This window comes from Bradyrhizobium sp. JR4.1 (assembly GCF_040548605.1).
Taxonomy (GTDB): Bacteria; Pseudomonadota; Alphaproteobacteria; order Rhizobiales; family Xanthobacteraceae; genus Bradyrhizobium; species Bradyrhizobium canariense.
This window is the reverse complement of the sequence record NZ_JBEPRY010000001.1, coordinates 680,807-699,008: the sequence shown is the minus strand read 5'-3', so window position 1 is coordinate 699,008 and position 18,202 is coordinate 680,807. Positions and strand designations below refer to the sequence as shown.

Annotated in this window: 15 protein-coding genes; 10 read left to right on the top strand and 5 right to left on the bottom strand. The window is 63.0% G+C overall.

Annotated elements, in window-relative coordinates; translation table 11 throughout:
* The first annotated feature begins 44 nt into the window (after positions 1–44).
* The 8 genes from urtA (at position 45) to ABIB90_RS03390 (ending at position 8,034) form a co-directional block, all read left to right on the top strand.
* Positions 45–1,304 carry an urea ABC transporter substrate-binding protein gene (gene urtA / locus ABIB90_RS03425; protein WP_018455941.1) on the top strand — a complete coding sequence of 420 codons (1,260 nt, stop codon included), beginning with the start codon at positions 45–47 and terminating at the stop codon, positions 1,302–1,304.
* Between the two features lie 148 nt (positions 1,305–1,452).
* Positions 1,453–2,379, top strand: coding sequence for an urea ABC transporter permease subunit UrtB (gene urtB, locus ABIB90_RS03420; RefSeq protein WP_007598078.1), 927 nt, complete (start codon positions 1,453–1,455; stop codon positions 2,377–2,379).
* A gap of 17 nt (positions 2,380–2,396) precedes the next feature.
* Positions 2,397–3,536 (top strand): urea ABC transporter permease subunit UrtC, encoded by a 1,140-nt coding sequence (gene urtC / locus ABIB90_RS03415; RefSeq protein WP_354200198.1) that lies wholly within the window; start codon positions 2,397–2,399, stop codon positions 3,534–3,536.
* A gap of 10 nt (positions 3,537–3,546) precedes the next feature.
* Entirely contained in the window at positions 3,547–4,302 is a 756-nt protein-coding gene (gene urtD / locus ABIB90_RS03410) for an urea ABC transporter ATP-binding protein UrtD (protein WP_007598075.1), read from the top strand.
* Positions 4,303–4,553: 251 nt separating this feature from the next.
* Positions 4,554–5,243 (top strand): urea ABC transporter ATP-binding subunit UrtE, encoded by a 690-nt coding sequence (gene urtE / locus ABIB90_RS03405; RefSeq protein WP_354200197.1) that lies wholly within the window; start codon positions 4,554–4,556, stop codon positions 5,241–5,243.
* A gap of 27 nt (positions 5,244–5,270) precedes the next feature.
* Entirely contained in the window at positions 5,271–6,500 is a 1,230-nt protein-coding gene (gene fmdA, locus ABIB90_RS03400; protein WP_007598072.1) for a formamidase, read from the top strand.
* A 90-nt stretch (positions 6,501–6,590) separates the two neighbouring features.
* Positions 6,591–6,953: an FmdB family zinc ribbon protein gene (locus ABIB90_RS03395; protein ID WP_354200196.1), complete on the top strand. Its 363-nt coding sequence runs from the start codon at positions 6,591–6,593 to the stop codon at positions 6,951–6,953.
* A gap of 40 nt (positions 6,954–6,993) precedes the next feature.
* Positions 6,994–8,034: an aliphatic amidase gene (locus tag ABIB90_RS03390; protein WP_354200195.1), complete on the top strand. Its 1,041-nt coding sequence runs from the start codon at positions 6,994–6,996 to the stop codon at positions 8,032–8,034.
* 70 nt (positions 8,035–8,104) lie between these two features.
* On the opposite strand, the gene ABIB90_RS03385 is transcribed toward ABIB90_RS03390, so the two are convergent.
* The 5 genes from ABIB90_RS03385 to ABIB90_RS03365 form a co-directional block, all read right to left on the bottom strand.
* Positions 8,105–8,935, bottom strand: coding sequence for an MlaD family protein (locus ABIB90_RS03385; RefSeq protein ID WP_007598064.1), 831 nt, complete (start codon positions 8,933–8,935; stop codon positions 8,105–8,107).
* A gap of 147 nt (positions 8,936–9,082) precedes the next feature.
* On the bottom strand, positions 9,083–11,302 hold the full coding sequence (locus tag ABIB90_RS03380; RefSeq protein WP_354200194.1) for an acetate--CoA ligase family protein: 2,220 nt from the start codon (positions 11,300–11,302) through the stop codon (positions 9,083–9,085).
* A gap of 159 nt (positions 11,303–11,461) precedes the next feature.
* On the bottom strand, positions 11,462–12,442 hold the full coding sequence (locus ABIB90_RS03375) for a glycosyltransferase family 2 protein (RefSeq protein ID WP_354200193.1): 981 nt from the start codon (positions 12,440–12,442) through the stop codon (positions 11,462–11,464).
* A gap of 152 nt (positions 12,443–12,594) precedes the next feature.
* On the bottom strand, positions 12,595–13,164 hold the full coding sequence (locus tag ABIB90_RS03370; RefSeq protein ID WP_219679686.1) for a class GN sortase: 570 nt from the start codon (positions 13,162–13,164) through the stop codon (positions 12,595–12,597).
* 169 nt (positions 13,165–13,333) lie between these two features.
* Positions 13,334–15,595 (bottom strand): marine proteobacterial sortase target protein, encoded by a 2,262-nt coding sequence (locus ABIB90_RS03365; RefSeq protein WP_354200192.1) that lies wholly within the window; start codon positions 15,593–15,595, stop codon positions 13,334–13,336.
* Between the two features lie 183 nt (positions 15,596–15,778).
* On the opposite strand from ABIB90_RS03365, the gene ABIB90_RS03360 reads away from it, so the two are divergent.
* Positions 15,779–16,549: a helix-turn-helix transcriptional regulator gene (locus ABIB90_RS03360; RefSeq protein ID WP_007598058.1), complete on the top strand. Its 771-nt coding sequence runs from the start codon at positions 15,779–15,781 to the stop codon at positions 16,547–16,549.
* A 48-nt stretch (positions 16,550–16,597) separates the two neighbouring features.
* Positions 16,598–18,121 (top strand): glycosyltransferase family 2 protein, encoded by a 1,524-nt coding sequence (locus ABIB90_RS03355; protein WP_354200191.1) that lies wholly within the window; start codon positions 16,598–16,600, stop codon positions 18,119–18,121.
* Positions 18,122–18,202: the final 81 nt, after the last annotated feature.

Here is an 18,202-nt window from a genome sequence, read left to right as displayed (position 1 = left end):
CTCACGGCACCAATCGCGTGTCCTCGAACAACAGTGGGGTGCTCATGTCAGACGAAGCGAACAAGGGCCTGTTATCGCCGCTCCGGCGCAAATTATTGATGGGAATGGCGGCCGTGCCGGCCATCACCATGCTACCGCGAGCATCTTTTGCGCAGGCCCCGGCGACCTCGGCGGTCAATACCACGGGTCTCGCGGTCACCGACACCGAGGTGACGGTCGGCATCCTGCATTCGGCGACCGGCACCATGGCGATCTCCGAGACCGGCTCGATCGAAGCCGAAAAGCTCGCCATCGAGCAGATCAATGCCATGGGCGGCGTGCTCGGGCGCAAGATCAAGTTCATCCAGGAAGACGGCGCCAGCGATTGGCCGACCTTTGCCGAAAAGGCCAAGAAATTGCTGGTCAACGACAAGGTCGCGGCGATCATGGGCTGCTGGACCTCGGCGTCCCGCAAGGCCGTGCTGCCGGTCATGGAGCAGTACAACGGCATGCTCTATTACCCGACCTTCTATGAAGGTCTCGAGCAGTCCAAGAACGTGATCTACACCGGCCAGGAAGCCACTCAGCAGATCCTCGCCGGCCTGAATTGGATCGCCAAGGAGAAGGGTGCGAAGTCGTTCTTCTTCATCGGCTCCGACTACATCTGGCCGCGCACCTCGAACAAGATCGCGCGCAAGCACGTCGAGAACGTGCTGAAGGGCAAGGTTGTCGGCGAAGAGTATTATCCGCTCGGCAATACCCAATTCAATTCGGTCATCAACAAGATCAAGCTGACCAAGCCCGACGTGATCTTCACCGACGTTGTCGGCGGCTCGAACGTCGCGTTCTACAAGCAGCTCAAGGCCGCCGGCATCGACCTCTCCAAGCAGGCGCTGCTGACGATCTCGGTGACTGAAGACGAGATCGACGGCATCGGCGGCGAGAACATTGCGGGCGCCTATGCCTGCATGAAGTACTTCCAGTCGCTCGACAATCCCAACAACAAGACCTTCGTGCCCGCGTTCAAGAAGATGTGGGGCGAGAAGACCGTGATCGGAGACGTCACCCAGGCTGCCTATCTCGGCCCGTGGCTGTGGAAGTTGACAGTGGAGAAGGCGGGCTCCTTCGACATCGACAAGATCGCGGCGGCGTCGCCAGGCATCGAGTTCAAGGGCGCTCCGGAAGGCTATGTGCGCATCCACGAAAATCATCACCTCTGGTCGAAGACCCGGGTGGGGCGCGCCAAGCTCGATGGCCAGTTCGAGCTGATCTACGAGACCGCCGATCTGGTCGAGCCGGATCCGTTCCCCAAGGGTTACCAGTAAGACCAGAGCTACCAGTCAGTCACGGCGTTCGCCGCCGTTTCCCTCTCAGGCAAACCCTCTCCCTGGCGTGGACCGCAAATCCACGCCCAAGACCCCCGCGTCGCGAACCTGCTCGCGACGCGGGACCCTTTCCCGACGGAGGACATCGATGTTCGGCGACTACTCGCTTGGTGACCTTGGCTCCATCTTCGTCATGCAGGGCTTTGCAGGACTGATCCTGTTCTCCGTCTACGTCCTGATGGCGCTCGGTCTTGCGATCATCTTCGGCCAGATGGGCGTCATCAACATGGCCCATGGCGAGTTCATGATCCTTGGGGCCTACGTCACCTGGATGACCTCGAGTTTCTTCCAATCCTATTTGCCGAGCCTGTTCAGCGGCTACTTCTTCCTCGCGATGATCCTGGCCTTTATCGCATCCGGTGCGTTGGGGATGCTGGTGGAATGGGTGCTGATACGGCATCTCTACAAGCGCCCGCTCGACACGCTGCTTGCGACCTGGGGCCTCAGCCTGATCCTGCAACAGGCCTATCGCTCCGTGTTCGGCGCGCGCGAGGTCGGCGTCGAGCTGCCGCAATGGATGCTTGGCTCGCTGCACGTGACCGACAGCATCGAAGTGCCGATCAACGGCGTCTTCGTGATGTGCCTCACTGTCCTGATCACCGTGGGCGTCGCCTACGTGATGTATAAATCGCGCTGGGGTCGGCAGGTGCGCGCCGTCGTGCAGAACCGCATCATGGCCGGTGCCGTCGGCATCAACACCGAAAAGGTGGATCGCTACACTTTCGGCCTCGGTTGCGGCATTGCCGGTGTCGCCGGGAGCGCCTTCACCATGATCGGCTCGACCGGGCCGACCTCCGGACAGCTCTACATCGTCGATACGTTCCTGGTGGTCGTGTTCGGCGGCGCGGCAAGCCTGCTCGGCACCATCGCATCGGCCTTCTCGATCTCGCAGACCCAATCCACCCTCGAGTTCTTCCTGTCGGGCTCGATGGCCAAGGTGCTGACGCTGCTTGCCGTTGTCGGAATCCTGATGCTGCGGCCGCAGGGTCTCTTCGCCCTCAAGGTCCGCAAATAACAAGAAGCAGGCAAGTCATGGTCATCAACTCACGCTTCTTCAATCGATCCGAGCTCATGGGCTTCCTCGTGCTGGCCGCTGTGCTGTTCGTGATCCTGCCGCTCTCGCTGGATGTGTTCCGTCTCAACCTTGTCGCGAAATATCTGACCTACGCCTTCGTCGCGCTCGGTCTGGTGCTTTGCTGGGGCTACGGCGGCATTCTCAGTCTGGGGCAAGGCGTGTTCTTCGGCCTCGGCGGCTATTGCATGGCGATGTTCCTCAAGCTGGAGGCCTCCAGCGTCGAGAATACCAAGATCCAGTCGACGCCAGGCATCCCGGACTTCATGGACTGGAATCAGATCACGTCACTGCCACTGTTCTGGCAGCCGTTTCACAGTCTCACCTTCACCATCCTCGCCATCATCCTGGTCCCCGGCATCTTCGCGCTGATCATCGGCACTGCGATGTTCAAGCGCCGCGTCGGCGGCACCTACTTTGCCATCATCACCCAGGCGGTGGCGGCCATCCTCACCATCCTGATCGTGGGCCAGCAGGGTTACACCGGCGGCATCAACGGCATGACCGACCTGCGCACCCTCAAGGGTTGGGACATAAGGCCCGACCACGCCAAGGTCATCCTGTACTTCGTCGAAGTGGTGCTGCTGTTCGCCTGCATCGGCATCGCGCAGTTCATACGCCTGACCAAGCTCGGCCGCATCCTGGTGGCGATGCGCGAACAGGAGGACCGCGTCCGCTTCTCCGGCTACAGCGTCGCCAACTTCAAGATCTTTGCGTTCTGCATGGCCGCGGTCTTCGCCGCGATCGGCGGGGCCATGTTCGCACTCAATGTCGGTTTCATGTCGCCGTCCTTTGTCGGCATCGTGCCGTCGATCGAGATGGTGATCTACACCGCGGTCGGCGGACGGATGTCGATCTTCGGCGCGATATGGGGAGCCATTCTGGTGAATTTCGCCAAGACCAGCCTGTCGGAGTCCTTCCCGCAACTCTGGCTGTTCGGTCTCGGCGCGCTGTTCATCGCCGTCGTGCTCGCTTTCCCGAACGGCCTGTCGGGGCTCTGGGCCGACTATGTGCAGCCGCGCATCGACCGCCTGTTCACCTCGCGCAAGAAGCCGGGCTGGAGCGACAATTCAGTTGCCGATGGCGCACCGGCAGAGTGAGGAGACCATCATGCTTGTTGGACATCAGCCGAAGGAATTCCTGCTCGCGGTCTCCGGACTGACCGTTTCCTTCGACGGCTTCAAGGCCGTCAACGATCTCTCGTTTTACGTCGAGGAGAACGAGATCCGCGTCATCATCGGCCCCAACGGGGCCGGCAAAACGACGGTGCTCGACCTGATCTGCGGCAAGACCAAAGCGACCGAAGGCTCGATCCAGTTTCGCGGCACCGAGCTGACCAAGCTCAAGGAGAACGAGATCGTCAAGGCCGGCGTCGGCCGCAAGTTCCAGACGCCGTCGGTGTTCGAAGACCTCACCGTGTTCGAGAATCTCGAGATTTCGTTTCCGCGCGGCCGCACCGTGTTCGGCTCGCTAACCTTCCAGCGCGACCAGCCGGTGAAGTCACGCGTCGCGGAGGTCGCCGAGATGATCTTTCTCAAGGACAAGCTCAACACCTATGCCTCTGAGCTCAGCCATGGCCAGAAGCAATGGCTCGAGATCGGCATGCTGCTGATCCAGGACCCGGACCTGCTGATGCTGGACGAGCCCGTCGCCGGCATGAGCGTGTCCGAGCGCGCCAAGACCGCCGAGCTGCTCAACCGCATCATCAAGAACCGCTCGGTGCTGGTGATCGAGCACGACATGAAGTTCGTCGAGGACATCGCGCACAAGGTCACCGTGCTTCACCAGGGCCAGATCCTCTCGGAAGGGACCATGGATAAGGTGAAGAACGACCCCAAGGTCATTGAAGTCTATCTGGGGCACTGAGATATGACGAATTCGGGCCAGTCTGTTGCGGCAATGACAGTGCACCTCTCCCCCTGTGGGAGAGGTCGGATCGCCCAAGCGATCCGGGTGAGGGGTATCTCTCCGCAGCTCAAACTGCCTCTCGCCTTCGCGGACGCAGACCCCTCATCCATCGCGGACTTCGCCCGCGCCACCTTCTCCCACAAGGGAGAAGGGAGAAAGTTCACGGCAGAGCGGCCTCACCAGAATTCATGCTGATTTAGGGAGCGATCATGCTGGCAATTTCCGATCTTCACGTCGCCTATGGCCAGAGCGAGGTGCTGCACGGGCTCAACGTCAAGGTCGCGCCCAACGAGATCGTGGCGATCATGGGCCGCAACGGCATGGGCAAGACCACGCTCATGAAATCGCTGATGGGCATCCTGCCGGCGAAGAGCGGCTCGGTGACCATGAACGGCGCCGAGCTCGGTGCCTTGCCGAGCTACGCGCGCGTCGCCAAGGGCCTCGCCTATGTGCCGCAGGGCCGCATGATCTTCTCAACCATGACGGTGAAGGAGAACATCGAGACCGGTCTCGTGGTCTCCGGCGGAACCGAGGTGCCCGGCGACATCTACGAACTGTTTCCGGTGCTGCTGGAGATGAAGGACCGCCGTGGCGGCAATCTCTCCGGTGGCCAGCAGCAACAACTCGCGATCGCACGCGCGCTGGCGACCAAGCCAAAAGTTCTGCTGCTGGACGAGCCGACCGAAGGCATCCAACCGTCGATCATCAAGGAGATGGCGCGCACGCTCAAGCGCATCCGCGACGAGAAGGGGCTTTCGATCGTCGTGTCCGAGCAGGTCCTGAGCTTCGCGCTCGATATCGCCGACCGTGTGCTGGTGATCGAGAACGGCGAAATCGTCCGCGACGATCCGCGCGACGCCGTCGATGCCGCGCAGGTCTCGAAATATCTGTCCGTCTAACCAACCGTGTAAAAGGGGAGCCTCTCGATGCCAGAGACACTGATCAAGGTCGATCTCACCAAGTCGGCCTATGAAAATGACATGGTGCATAACCGCTGGCACCCCGACATTCCGATCGTAGCCTGGGTCAATCCCGGCGACGACTTCATCATCGAGACTTATGACTGGACCGGCGGTTTCATCAAGAACAACGATTCCGCGGACGACGTCCGCGACATCGATCTGTCGATCGTGCACTTCCTCTCCGGCCCGATCGGCGTCAAGGGCGCCGAGCCCGGCGACCTCCTCGTCGTGGACCTGCTCGACGTCGGTCCGATGAAGGAGAGCATGTGGGGCTTCAACGGCTTCTTCTCCAAGCAGAACGGCGGCGGCTTCCTCACCGATCATTTCCCGCTGGCGCAGAAGTCGATCTGGGACATCAAGGGCCTCTACACCTCGTCGCGGCATATTCCGGGCGTCAACTTCGCCGGCCTGATCCATCCCGGCCTGATCGGCTGTCTGCCCGATCCGAAGATGCTGGACACCTGGAACAAGCGCGAGGCCGAGCTGATAGCGACCAATCCGACTCGTGTGCCCGGCCTTGCCAATCCACCGTTCGCGCCGACCGCTCATGGCGGCCGCGCCAAGGGCGAGGTCAAGGACAAGATCGGCGCGGAAGGCGCGCGCACCGTGCCGCCGCGCGAGCATGGCGGCAATTGCGACATCAAGGATCTCTCGCGCGGCTCGAAGATCTACTTCCCGGTCTATGTGCCCGGCGCCGGTCTCTCGATGGGCGATCTGCACTTCAGCCAGGGCGACGGCGAGATCACCTTCTGCGGTGCGATCGAGATGGCCGGCTGGCTGCATCTGAAGGTCGAGGTGATCAAGGACGGCATGGCGAAGTACGGTGTCAAGAATCCGATCTTCAAGCCGTCGCCGATCACGCCGAACTACAAGGACTATCTGATCTTCGAAGGCATCTCGGTCGACGAAGCCGGCAAGCAGCACTATCTCGACGTCACCATCGCCTATCGCCAGGCCTGCCTGAATGCGATCGAGTACCTGAAGAAGTTCGGCTACTCCGGCGCCCAGGCCTATTCGATCCTTGGCACCGCACCGGTTCAGGGCCACATCTCCGGCGTGGTCGACGTGCCCAACGCCTGCGCCACATTATGGCTGCCGACGGAAATTTTCGACTTCGACGTGATGCCGTCCTCGGCGGGTCCGATCAAGCACATCAAGGGCGATATCCAGATGCCGATATCGCCGGACAAGTAATCCCTGCGCGACGGGATGCGGGACGGCGTAGCTGTCGCCCCGCATCCTTCGCCGGAACTCTCTCACAGACAACAGCGTAGGGATGATGCGATGCCGGTCTATGAATATCTCTGTGACGATTGCGGTCCGTTCAAGGATCTGCGCCCGATGTCTGAATGCGACGATCCGCAGGTCTGTCCGCAATGTGAAATCATGGCGCCGCGCGTCATTCTGACCGCCCCGAACTTCTTCTGCATGCCGTCGGAGACGCGCAAGGCTCACGCCGTCAATGAGCGCAGCACGCACGCGCCGCAGACGCTGGCGCAATACAAGGCCTCGCATGGCCCCGGCTGCGGCTGCTGCTCGACGGGAAAAAACTTGTCGGACAAGAAAAAGCCGGCGCGCCTGGTGACCAAGACCAGGAGCGGCGCCAAGGGCTTCCCTACCGCGCGGCCCTGGATGATCAGCCACTGATTCGCGCGGCAATCTCAAACAGAGTAGAGGAGCAATTCAAATGCTTCACGGTGACATCTCCAGCAGCAACGACACCGTCGGCGTCGCGGTGGTCAACTACAAGATGCCGCGCCTGCACACCAAGGCCGAGGTGCTCGACAACGCCCGCAAGATCGCCGACATGGTGGTGGGCATGAAGACCGGCCTTCCCGGCATGGACCTGGTGATTTTCCCGGAATACTCCACCCAGGGCATCATGTACGACTCCAAGGAGATGTATGAGACCGCTTGCGCGGTCCCCGGTGAAGAGACCGCGATTTTTGCGGAAGCTTGCCGCAAGGCCAAGGTCTGGGGCGTGTTCTCGCTCACGGGCGAACGCCACGAGGAGCATCCGAACAAGGCGCCCTACAACACCCTGATCCTGATGAACGACAAGGGCGAGATCGTGCAGAAGTACCGCAAGATCATGCCGTGGGTGCCAATCGAGGGCTGGTATCCCGGCAACTGCACCTATGTCTCCGACGGCCCGAAGGGGATGAAGGTCAGCCTGATCGTCTGCGACGACGGCAACTTCCCGGAGATCTGGCGAGACTGCGCCATGAAGGGGGCCGAATTGATTGTACGCTGCCAGGGCTACATGTATCCGGCCAAGGAGCAGCAGATCCTGATTTCGAAGGCCATGGCGTGGGCCAACAACGTCTATGTCGCGGTCGCCAACGCCGCCGGCTTCGACGGGGTCTATTCCTACTTCGGTCACTCCGCGATCATCGGCTTCGACGGCCGCACCCTCGGCGAGTGCGGCGAGGAAGACTACGGCATTCAATATGCCCAGTTGTCGAAGCATCTGATCCGCGATGCGCGCCGCAACGGCCAATCGCAGAACCATCTCTACAAGCTCGTCCATCGCGGCTACACCGGCATGATCAATTCCGGCGAAAGCCCGCGCGGCGTAGCGGCCTGTCCCTATGATTTCTACAAGAACTGGATCGCGGATCCCGAAGGCACAAGGGACATGGTGGAAGCGATGACGCGCGCGACGCCCGGGACCGCCGAATGCCCGATCGACGGCATCCCGAATGAAGCGGGACCGAGCAACTACTGAGCCATAGCTGCATCAACCACACGGTCCTACGCCGACAAGGGCGGCGTCATGCACTCCGCGTGATGAGGGTCTACCGTTTCTGCTGCGCCGGCTTGCGTGGCGGGCGCGGAGCGGCGGCCGGTGTGGGTGTCCCGCTCATCTTGTTGGCGGCCTCGCTGACGTCGAGCAGCGAGCGGCGGATGTCCTCGAGGAAGTTTGCCGATTTCTTTCTCATGGTGTCGGCGAGCTCGTGCAATCCCTGGATCTTTTCGAACAGCTCATCCGCCTTGCCGTCGGCGAAGCCGGGCACGACGCCCTCGATCTTTGTGACCGCCTTGTCGAAGCCCGCGAAGGCGCTGTCGACCTTGGCCATGACGGAATCGATTTCTCCGCCCTTGCTCCTGAGATCGGCGGTGTAGTTCTCGAACGTGCGCAGGCCCTCCTTGATCGCCGGGGCGTTGCTGACGATCGTGCGGTCGACACTGTGCAGGGTGTCGACGATTGATTCGGCGTCGCTGAGATCGGCGGTCAGCACGGGGACGCCGTCCGAATCCAGCGGCACTGGCGGTGCGGAGGGCGCGCCGCCGATCAGCGAGACCGCGGCGACGCCGGTAAGACCGAGGAACTCGATGCCCGCGACGGTGTCCTTGCGGATCGGCGCGGAGTTGTCGAGCATCACCAGGGCCACGACCTTGCGCGGATTGTCCAGCTTGATCGACAGGATCTGGCCTGCGGGGACGCCGTCGAAATTGACCGGCCCGCCGCGGCGCAATCCGCTCGCCGAGCCGCCCTCGAACACGACGCGCAACGGGCTGCGGCTCTGGAGGGTGCGCCATTTCTGCACGCCGAGCACGCCGCCGAACGCCACGGCGATCACCGCCAGCGTCGCCGTTCCGATCACCAGATTGCTCGCGCGTGCCATGCGGGGTGATTTTACGGCCAAACGAGGGAAGTTGGAAGGAGCTGCAATGGTACGTAGGGCGGGTTAGCGAAGCGTAACCCGCCAACGCCTCGTGCGGCCCTGGACCGATTTGGCGGATTACGCTGCGCTAATCCGCCCTACGCGACATCAATGCCCGGCCGCGCCTTTTGCCGCAGCATTGTTCAGCACGATGAGGGCATCGACGGCGACGCCGGTCCTGGCATTGATCAGGAACGGATTGACGTCAATCGAGGCGATCCGGTCGCCGGCATCCGCGATTAGGTTGGAGAGGCCGACCAGGGCCTTCACCGCGGAGGCTTCGTGCAAGGCCGGCTTGCCGCGATAGCCGCGCATCTTGACGCCGGCCTTCGTGCGGCCGATCAGGAGCCGGGCCTCGGCCTCGTCCAGCGGTGCACCCGCGAGCGCGACGTCCTTCATCAGCTCGATGTCGATGCCGCCGGTGCCGAACAGCACGACCGGGCCCATCTCGGCATCGAGGGAGGCGCCGACCACGAGTTCCAGATCGGCCTTGACCTGTTGCGCGATCAGGATGCCGGCGAGCTTCGGCTTGCCCTTCAGCCTGCTCACCCGCGCGGTGATGTCGGCGAACGCCTTCTTCACTTCGGCCGGGTTGGTAAGATTCAGCACCACGCCGCCGATATCTGATTTGTGCAGGATCTCGGCGCTGACGACTTTTGCCACGACCGGGAAACCGATCTGCTTGGCGATCTTCACGGCCTCGGCTGCCGTCTGCGCGATTGCCTCCTTCGAGATCGGGATGCCATAGGCCTTCAGCAGCTTCTTCGAGGCGACCTCGTCGAGCGCGGCGCCCGTTGCCGATTTCAGCGCCTTCTCAAGCACGGCACGCGCGGCCGGCTTCGAGCTCGAGACGATATCGGGCACTTCCTTGCGCAGCTTGGCGTAGTCGAGCAGCGACTTGATCGCAGTCACCGCGCGGTCCATGCCCTGCATCACCGCAAGATGCGGCAGCGACTTGCGCAAGGTCTTGGTGAACTCGGTGAAGCCGATCGACATCGCGCTGATATAGATCACCGGCTTGCCGGCCCGGCTCGCCATCTCGTCGACGATGCGCAGATTGCGCTCGCGCAGCTCGTGCGGCGCTTTCGGCAGCTCGGCATCGATGATGACGATGTCGATTTCGGGGTCGTCGATCATCAGCCCGATCGATTTCATGTAGACGGAGGGATCGACCACCGCGGCGAAGCCAGCGTCGAGCGGGTTGCCGACGATCGAGCCCGGCCCGAGCATCTTTGCCAGCTCCGAGCGGACATGCGAGCTGAGTGGTGCAAAATTCAGGCCTTCTGCATCGAAGGCGTCGATCAGCATGCCGCGCTTGCCGCCGGATAGCGTCACTGCGGCGAGCCGGTCCCCCCTGGGCACAGCGGCATGGACGAAGCATTCGGTGGTCTCGATCAACTCGTCGAGCCCGCCGACCCTGATGACCCCTTCGCGCGTTGCAATGGCGTCGAATGTCTCGATCGAGCCCGCGAGCGCGCCGGTGTGTGCCATCGCCGCCGCGCGGCCACCCTCGGAGGCCCCGAGCTTGAGCGCGATCACCGGTTTGCTCGCGGCGCGCGCCGCCTTGCAGGCGTCCCGGAATGCCTTGGTGTTGCGTACGCCTTCGAGGTAGACCACGATCACCTTGATGCTCGGATCCTCGGCGAAATAGCGCATCAGGTCCGGCGTCTCGAGCCCGGCCTCGTTGCCGGTCGTCACCATGTAGCCGACCCCGACACCGCGATCTTCCAAAGCTTGGCGGATCGCCATGACGATGGCGCCGGATTGCCCGGCAATCGCCACCGCGCCCTGTTCCATGGTGACGATACGGTCGTCGATATTGGTGAAGAGTTTTTCGCCCGCGCTCAAATTGCCGAGGCAGTTCGGGCCGGTGACCGCCAATCCCGTCTCGCGCACGGCCGCTTGCAGTTCGGCGGCGAGCTTCTGGCTTTCCTCATCCTGCAACTCGCTGAAGCCCGAAGTGACGATGGTGGCCGAGCGCGCGCCGGCCGCGGCGGCATCGCGGATCACTTGCACGGCAAAGCGCGCCGGCACCAGCACCAGCACGTGGTCGGGTTTTTCCGGGAGGCTTGCAAAGTCCTTGTAGCAGGGGACACCCCAGATGGTGTCGCGCTTGGCATTGACCGGATAGAGCCCGCCCTCGTAGCCGTATTTGACCAAATTGTTCCAGATGCGCTCGGCATAGTTGCCGGGCTTGTCGGTCGCGCCCACCAGCACGATGTTGCGCGGATGCAGCATGGCGTGGATGCCCTTGACGATGTCGCTGGCATCGCGCGCCGGAGACCATGGGCGCGACGAAGCTGAGGCGGCAGATACGCGAGCTTCCATGGTGTGACCTCACCTGTTGTTCTTGTTGGCGGTGCGTCACTCTGTTCTATGGCGAGTTCTTCGGACTGGCAACCGCGTGGGCGGGTATGCCGTGCGGTGGAATGAGCGCGCGTCAAGCCCTGGTGATCGACATCTTCGGATCTCTGCTCGCGCCGTGGTTCAGTATCTCAGCATGCCGAGCTTGTAGGCGTAGTGATAGGCCAACTGCTTCGCCAGATAAGGAGCGATGGCGCGCCGGATCTGCATCTGTGTCGGTTCGAAGCCGAGATTGCGTCGCCGCAGGATGCCCATCTCCCTGACGCCGACCGCATAGGTGGATGCCGTCTTTTGTGCGTCATGGATTCGGAAGCAGGCGAGAAATCGCGGCAAGCGTGCGAATTTGAATCCTGCGGCTTGCGCTCGAAGGATGAAGTCCCAGTCCATCGCGTAGTGTAAACTCTCGTCGATCGGCCCGATCCTGTCCCACACGCGCTTGCGCCAGAACATCGTCTCTTGCGGAATGTAGTCGGCATATCGCAACGCCCTGCCGTCATGGGGCGGCAGGACGGCGCGGCCGACCTCGAGTCCCTCGCGATCGATGAAGACGCGATGGCCGTAGACGACGTCGACATGCGGATGTGCGATGGAGTAATTTGCGACATAGGCAAGCGTCCCGGGCAGCAGCATGTCGTCGCTGTTGAGATAGGCCATGATCTCGCTCTCGATGCCGGCGAAGCCGAGATTGATGGCGCTGGATTGCCCCTTGTCCGGCTCGCTCCTCCAGCGCAGGCTATCGCCGCGCCCCTTCAGGAGATCGAGCGTGCCGTCGATCGAGGCGCCGTCCTGCACGTGATAATACAGGTCCGGATAGTTCTGGCTGACGATGCTGTCGATCGTGGCGTCGAGATATTGCGCATGGTTGTAGCTCGGCGTGACCATCGCGATTCGGGGCGCGCCCGGATGGATCGCAGGTGCTGGCGGGAAAGCCGTCAGGTTGAGCAGGCGCGGCGGATATTGCTCGAAGGTCCACATCGGCGGGCGGCGCCAGAGGCTCCGAAGCGAGGAGCGTCTTCGCCCGGCGGCGATAAGATCCTGGTTCCTCTCCAGGAGCGCGACGCGGTTCTCGAGCTGTTCGAGACGCTGCCTGAACTCCTCATCCATCCCCGTTCTTCTCGCAAATTGCAGCGAAAATGCTCAATGGGCCATTCTGATAGGTCTCCCGTCGACGGCGCCGGTTCACGGGTTCCATCATGCGGGATTGTCCCTACAGGCCGGGCGGATTCAAGAGGGGGGTGCGGATCGATTGCGAACCGCTATTCATCGGTTCCGATCAGGGTGGCATGCAGGATGTAGCGCTCGGGGCCGGACACGACGGCGTCGAACGGCCAGCAGGTCGCGAGCACGAGTTCGGCAGCCCGTATCGCAGGATCGATGCCCGAGGCATCGAAGCGAACCACAGCGGAGGAATCCGCGCGAAAACGAAAGTGCTTGCCATCACTGCGTGTGACATCGATCAGGTCACCAATGGCGACGTTCCGCAGGAAGCGGAAATGAGTGTCGCGGTGCGCTGCATATACGGCGACACCCCGCTCGCCCGCGTCAGCCGTTTGGCGGATATGGCCGGGACCGAAAGCGAGCGCCTGGCCGCTCGCGCCTTCCAGCACGATCGCGCTGGCGCCGATCCGCCTCACCTCGATCCGCGCGACCGGCCATGTGTCGGCCCATGACCATGGCCTGACCACTTCGCCGGTCGCAACGCTCTTGTCGAACGCGCGCTCCAGCAGCACCTGCGCGAGCCACGCCTTCGCATGGATGTAGGCGCCGTCGCCGAACAGGATGATGCCGATCAAGGCAAGAACCAAGGGAGAGATGAAGCGGGGCATTGTTTCCACACTCGTCATTGCGAGCGAAGCGAAGCAATCCAGAATCTTTTCGCGGAGGCAGCCTGGATTGCTTCGCTGCGCTCGCAATGACAACAAAATGGCGCGCGCGGCCGTTGGTGTGGGACGGGCAGCCGCGCGCGCTAACAGAGGAGTTCGGGGAGCTCCTCTCTCAAGCGGCGTCAGTGAGCAAGGACTGACGCCGGTTGAACACGAACAGGATCATGGCGAGCAGGATCAGGATCACGCCTGCGGTCATCTTCAACTCGGCCGAGGTCGCGGTCTTGGGCAGGCGGATCGTATCGGTTGCCGCCGGCGTCGGCCGCCTCGTGGCCGACTGGCTGCGCGCATCGGCGTGACGCTCGCGGAGTTGCGCCGGGACCTGCTGGCGTTCGCCAAAGACCTTCGCGAAATCCCAGTCGGACGGCAGGTTGATCGGCAATTCGCTGAGCTTGAGCGGCTCACCCTCGGGACGGCTCGGCGTCTTGTCGACCGCGACGAGGCTGGTGAGTCGGGTGACGATCTGATGGTCGAGCGCCAGTGCCAGGATCGCCTTGTCGGAATCTTCGGGCGTCATCTCGCGCAGGGTGCGCGCCACTTCGGCATCGTCGATCTTGCGCTTGGCCCAAAGCTTCGACAAGCCTTTGCCTTCGGCCGCATTTTGCAGCGGCAGCGTCACCGACCATGGGCGGTCGCCGACGCGGCCCTTGATCTCGACCGAGCCCGCGAGCGTGTCGAGCTTTGCGGCCAGCACCAGCGGCTCGTCGCGATAGACGTCGGGAATGATCGTCGGTGTGACGTCGGCCTTGGCTTCGGAGAACTTTGCGCTCAGGCCGGTCACGGCCGGGTTCTCGAGCTTGGCAAACAGTCCGCGCATGCGTTCCTCGATCTGCTCGACCGAGCCGATATGGGTGAAGGCACCGCGGCCGAGCTCGGCGGCGCGCGTCATCAGATAGGTGTTGGGCGCCGACCCGATGCCGACCATGAACACGCGCGAGCGGCCGCGCATCGCCGTGATCGTTTCGAACAATTGCTGCTCGTTGCCGATCGCACCATCTGTCAGGAATACGACCTGGCGAACCATGCCGGCGTCGCCGAGCTTGTCGGTCAACGCGGCCCGCATCGCCGGCACCATCTCGGTGCCGCCACGCGCCTGCAGCGCGCTGACGAACGAGGTGGCTTCACCGACACGCTCGGCATCCGCCGCCATTGAGGCCGGAAACAGCACGTCCATGGTGTCGTCGAAACGGATGACATTGAAACGGTCGGTCGGCTGGAGACGGGAGAGCGCGTAGGTGAGGCTCGCCTTGGCCTGAACGATCGACGTGCCGCCCATCGAGCCGGAATTGTCGATCACGAATATCACCTCGCGCGGCCGTGGCTTCTGCGTCGCCTGCTCGGCGGCGGGCGGGGTGACGAAGGCGAGCAGATAATCGGTGTCGCCGACGCGCTCGCGGAATAAACCAACCGACGGCGCCTTCGCGGCGGCCGGCTTCCAGGTCAGTTCGAAATCGCGGTCGGCAGGCACGGCACCGTCGGCAAGCGTGACGATTCGCGTCGTATTGTCCGGGCTCTCGACCTTGACGTTGTGGTGGGGGCTCTTGACCTCGCCGAGCGCAAAGCCGGCGTTCAGGCGTATCGTGATGCTGGTCGGGTTGACCGGTGCATTCCTGGCGGGATCCAGCACGGGCGGCGAGATGCGGTCGCGGTCCGGCACCGGGTCCGAATTCGTCGCGCCCCAGCCGGAGCCATCGTTGCGGAAATCGACGCTCTGGACGATCGGCGCCGGATTGTAGCGCGGTCCGACCACCAGCGGCAGGCGCAGCGAATATTCGTTGCCGGATTGATGCACCGGTTCCTGATATTCGATCTGCACCAGCACGGTTTCTCCGGGACCGATATTGGCGACCGAGTTGGTGAAGATATTCGGCCGCTCCTGTTCGGTGAGCGCGGCCTTCTGGCCGGCCCGGCGCGCCTCTTCGTAGATCACGCGCGCCTGCTGCCGCTCCTTGATGTCGCCGACGATGACGCGATTGCCGACCACCATCTTCAGCGAATCGACGGCACCGCCGGCGGGGAGCGGATAGACATAGGTCGCCTCGGCCCAGTCCTTGGTCGGATTGCGGAAGATCTGGGTGACGCGGGCGCGCAATGTCGGGCCCGACACCGTGATGTCGACGTCGATGCCGAGGCGGATCGCTTCCGTGTAGGCGCCATCCTCCTTCAGAAGCAGGGTGCCGGACTTGGCGTCGCCGGGCTGAAGCAGGCTGGCCTGCTCCGTCGTCGCCGACCAGCCCGGCTCCAAGCTCACCAGCAGCGCCACGAAGGCGACCAGCATCACCGCGATGCCCTGCGCCAGAAGGAACAGTCCGACCACGATGAGTCTGCCCAGCCAAGGGTGTTCGTTGCTGTCCGTCGTGTCGTAGGTATCCATTTGGCCTGCTCCCGAGGATGTTTGCTGGCTCTGAGCATCGGCCGGGACGGCGCGGTTTCGCGAGCAGAATGATCGGCAATGTTCCGCCACGGCCGGCCCGGCCGGCCGCCTCCGAGATGGCCAAGTGCGGTTTTGTGCTGGTTTGTCCGCCCTGCTAGGATGCTGTCCTGGAGCAGGGCCACGATGCAGACGCAGGACAAATTCACCGACAAGCAGCTTTCGGACGAGCAGAGCCGCGAGATTGCGGAGACCATCCGTGAGGAGCTCGCCAGGCGCCGGATCTCCCGGCAGGCGCTGGCCGAGCAGGCCAAGCTCAGCCTGTCGACGCTGGAGAAGGTGCTCGGCGGCCGACGGCCGTTCACACTGGCGACCACAGTGCGGCTGGAGCAGGCGCTGGGCGTCTCCCTGCGCAGAAGCGCCGCCGTGGTGACGCCTCCGGCCGCAAACGATGTCGCGCCCGACAGCCTCGGCTCCTATGCGCATCGCGCGGTGACCTGGCTCGAGGACGTCTACATCACGTTGCGACCGTCGTTCGGCGACAAGGACGCGATCTTCGCCTACCGCACCGAGATCGTCTGGGAGCCGAAGGTCTCTTCACTGGTGTTCCGCGAGGGTGAGCGGACCGATGCCGCCTATGAACACACCGGCGAGGTCGCGGTGCCGCATCAGTCCGGCTTCATCTATCTCGTCATCATCAAGCACGGTCAGCATCGCGTGATCACCGTGTCGCGGCCGACGGTCGCCGGCGAGATGTACGGGATCATCTCGACGCTCCGCGCCGGCCCCGGCTCGCAGCTGACGCCGATCGCAGCGCCGATCGCCTATGTGCCACTCCGAAACTTCGCGAAGCCCTCGCTGGGTCGGGTCGCGCCCGGCGATGCCAACCATGAACTGTACCAAAAGCACCTGCGCCGAACGGTGGAAGAATCGTTCGCGCTGTTTCTGTCGGTATAGTCCGCAGGAAATTATCCGGAATGACGCGGCATGCGTCTATAAGGGGACATGCAGGACGCGCCCGCACTCGATGACGGCGAATCTCCGCTGTTCTCAATCATTATCCCGCTCGAATCTCACCGCGGGCAGTGGGAGATGTCCTGGCTCGGCTGGACGTCGCAGACTGCCGACAAATCGCTCTACGAGATCATTTTGGTCGTGCCACCGGATTTCACGGCACGCGAGCAGTTGAAGACGCTGGCCGGCAACAGGGCTCGACTCGAATTCACCGATTCCGAACACGACATCGGGCTCTGCGCATTTGGCGCGACGAAGGCGCGCGGCAGCTATCTGTTCTTCACGGAATCGCACTGCCGGCCCGAACCCGACGTGATCGAACTCTGCATTCGCGCGATCGATGCTCATCCCGACTGGGCCGGCTTTTCCTGCCGTTCGATCCCGATCTGCCATAACCGGTTATCCGTGGCAGAGGCCGCCATGTACAAGGCCGACATCGAGTTCGGTATGAAGCAGCATCCCTGGCGCAAGGTGCTGGATCAGTGTTTCGTGACGCGGCGAGACGTCTACTGGGAATGCGGCGGCCTGCGCGATGAGCTCGGTCATTTCGCCGAATGGGTGCTTGCCGCCGCCTATCACGCGAGAGGCCATTCCATCGGCTATCTCGAGGAGGCGCGCTTCCATCACTACTATGTCGGCGAGATCGACGAGCTGAAGCAATTCACGCTCGACTTCGTGCAAGGCGAGATTCGCTATCTGAGCGAGGCCCGCAACGATCCCGGCAGCGAGCTGCTCGACGTTCCGATCGAGTGGAGCTCGCGGAGTGAGGCCGGCACGTCGCTCGCCCGCAATGCACTGAACGCGCTCCTGCGCTACAGCCTCGCTGGCGGCGGCTGGGCACGGCCTGGCGAGAAATTGCTGGTGTTATGGCGTTGGGCCGTGCCGGCGCTGCTCGGCGATCTCGGCGCGCGCGCTTTCGCGCGGCTGGGGGCGTGGCACGCGCGGGCCGTGCTGGTCGTTCTGACGGCCGTCGGATCGAGCGAGGCGATCGCGCGATGGATGCGGCGATACATCGCCGCGCTGATCCGGCATCAGAGACTCGATTGCATTCATCGTCTCGGGCGAGATGCGCGGTCTGTCGGCGGCCTTCTTGGTGGCCACGTTATCGCGCAGATCGGATTCCATGCCGAGGAGTTCTCCGCCGGTCACACCTTCCGCTGGAGCGAACCGGAGGCTGCCGTGCGCATCAAGGGGATGCCTGGCCGCACCATCCTTCGCGTTCGAAGCCCGGCGCTTCGCGCGCCGCTGGATACGATCGACACGCGATTCTATGTCGACGGCACGCCCGTCGCTCCCGAGGCGGTCGCGACCGGTTATGACGGCTACACGCTGAGACTCGATCTGCCGCCGTCAGGTATCGCCACCCTCGCCTGGGCATGCCCTGTGTTCAGGGGCGTCGGCGATTCTCGTCGTCTCGGTCTGGCCGTCGCGGGCATCGACGTCGGCCACGACATGATCGAGGTCGAAAGCGCGGGACCCCCCGCGCTCGCCGAAGAGAATAGCGGCCCTTCATGAAAATTCGTTAAAATTCCTTGGGGTTTCTTCTGGGGTGGAGCAGGCACGTCACAAAAGAAAAGCGCCCGCGAGAGGAGCGCT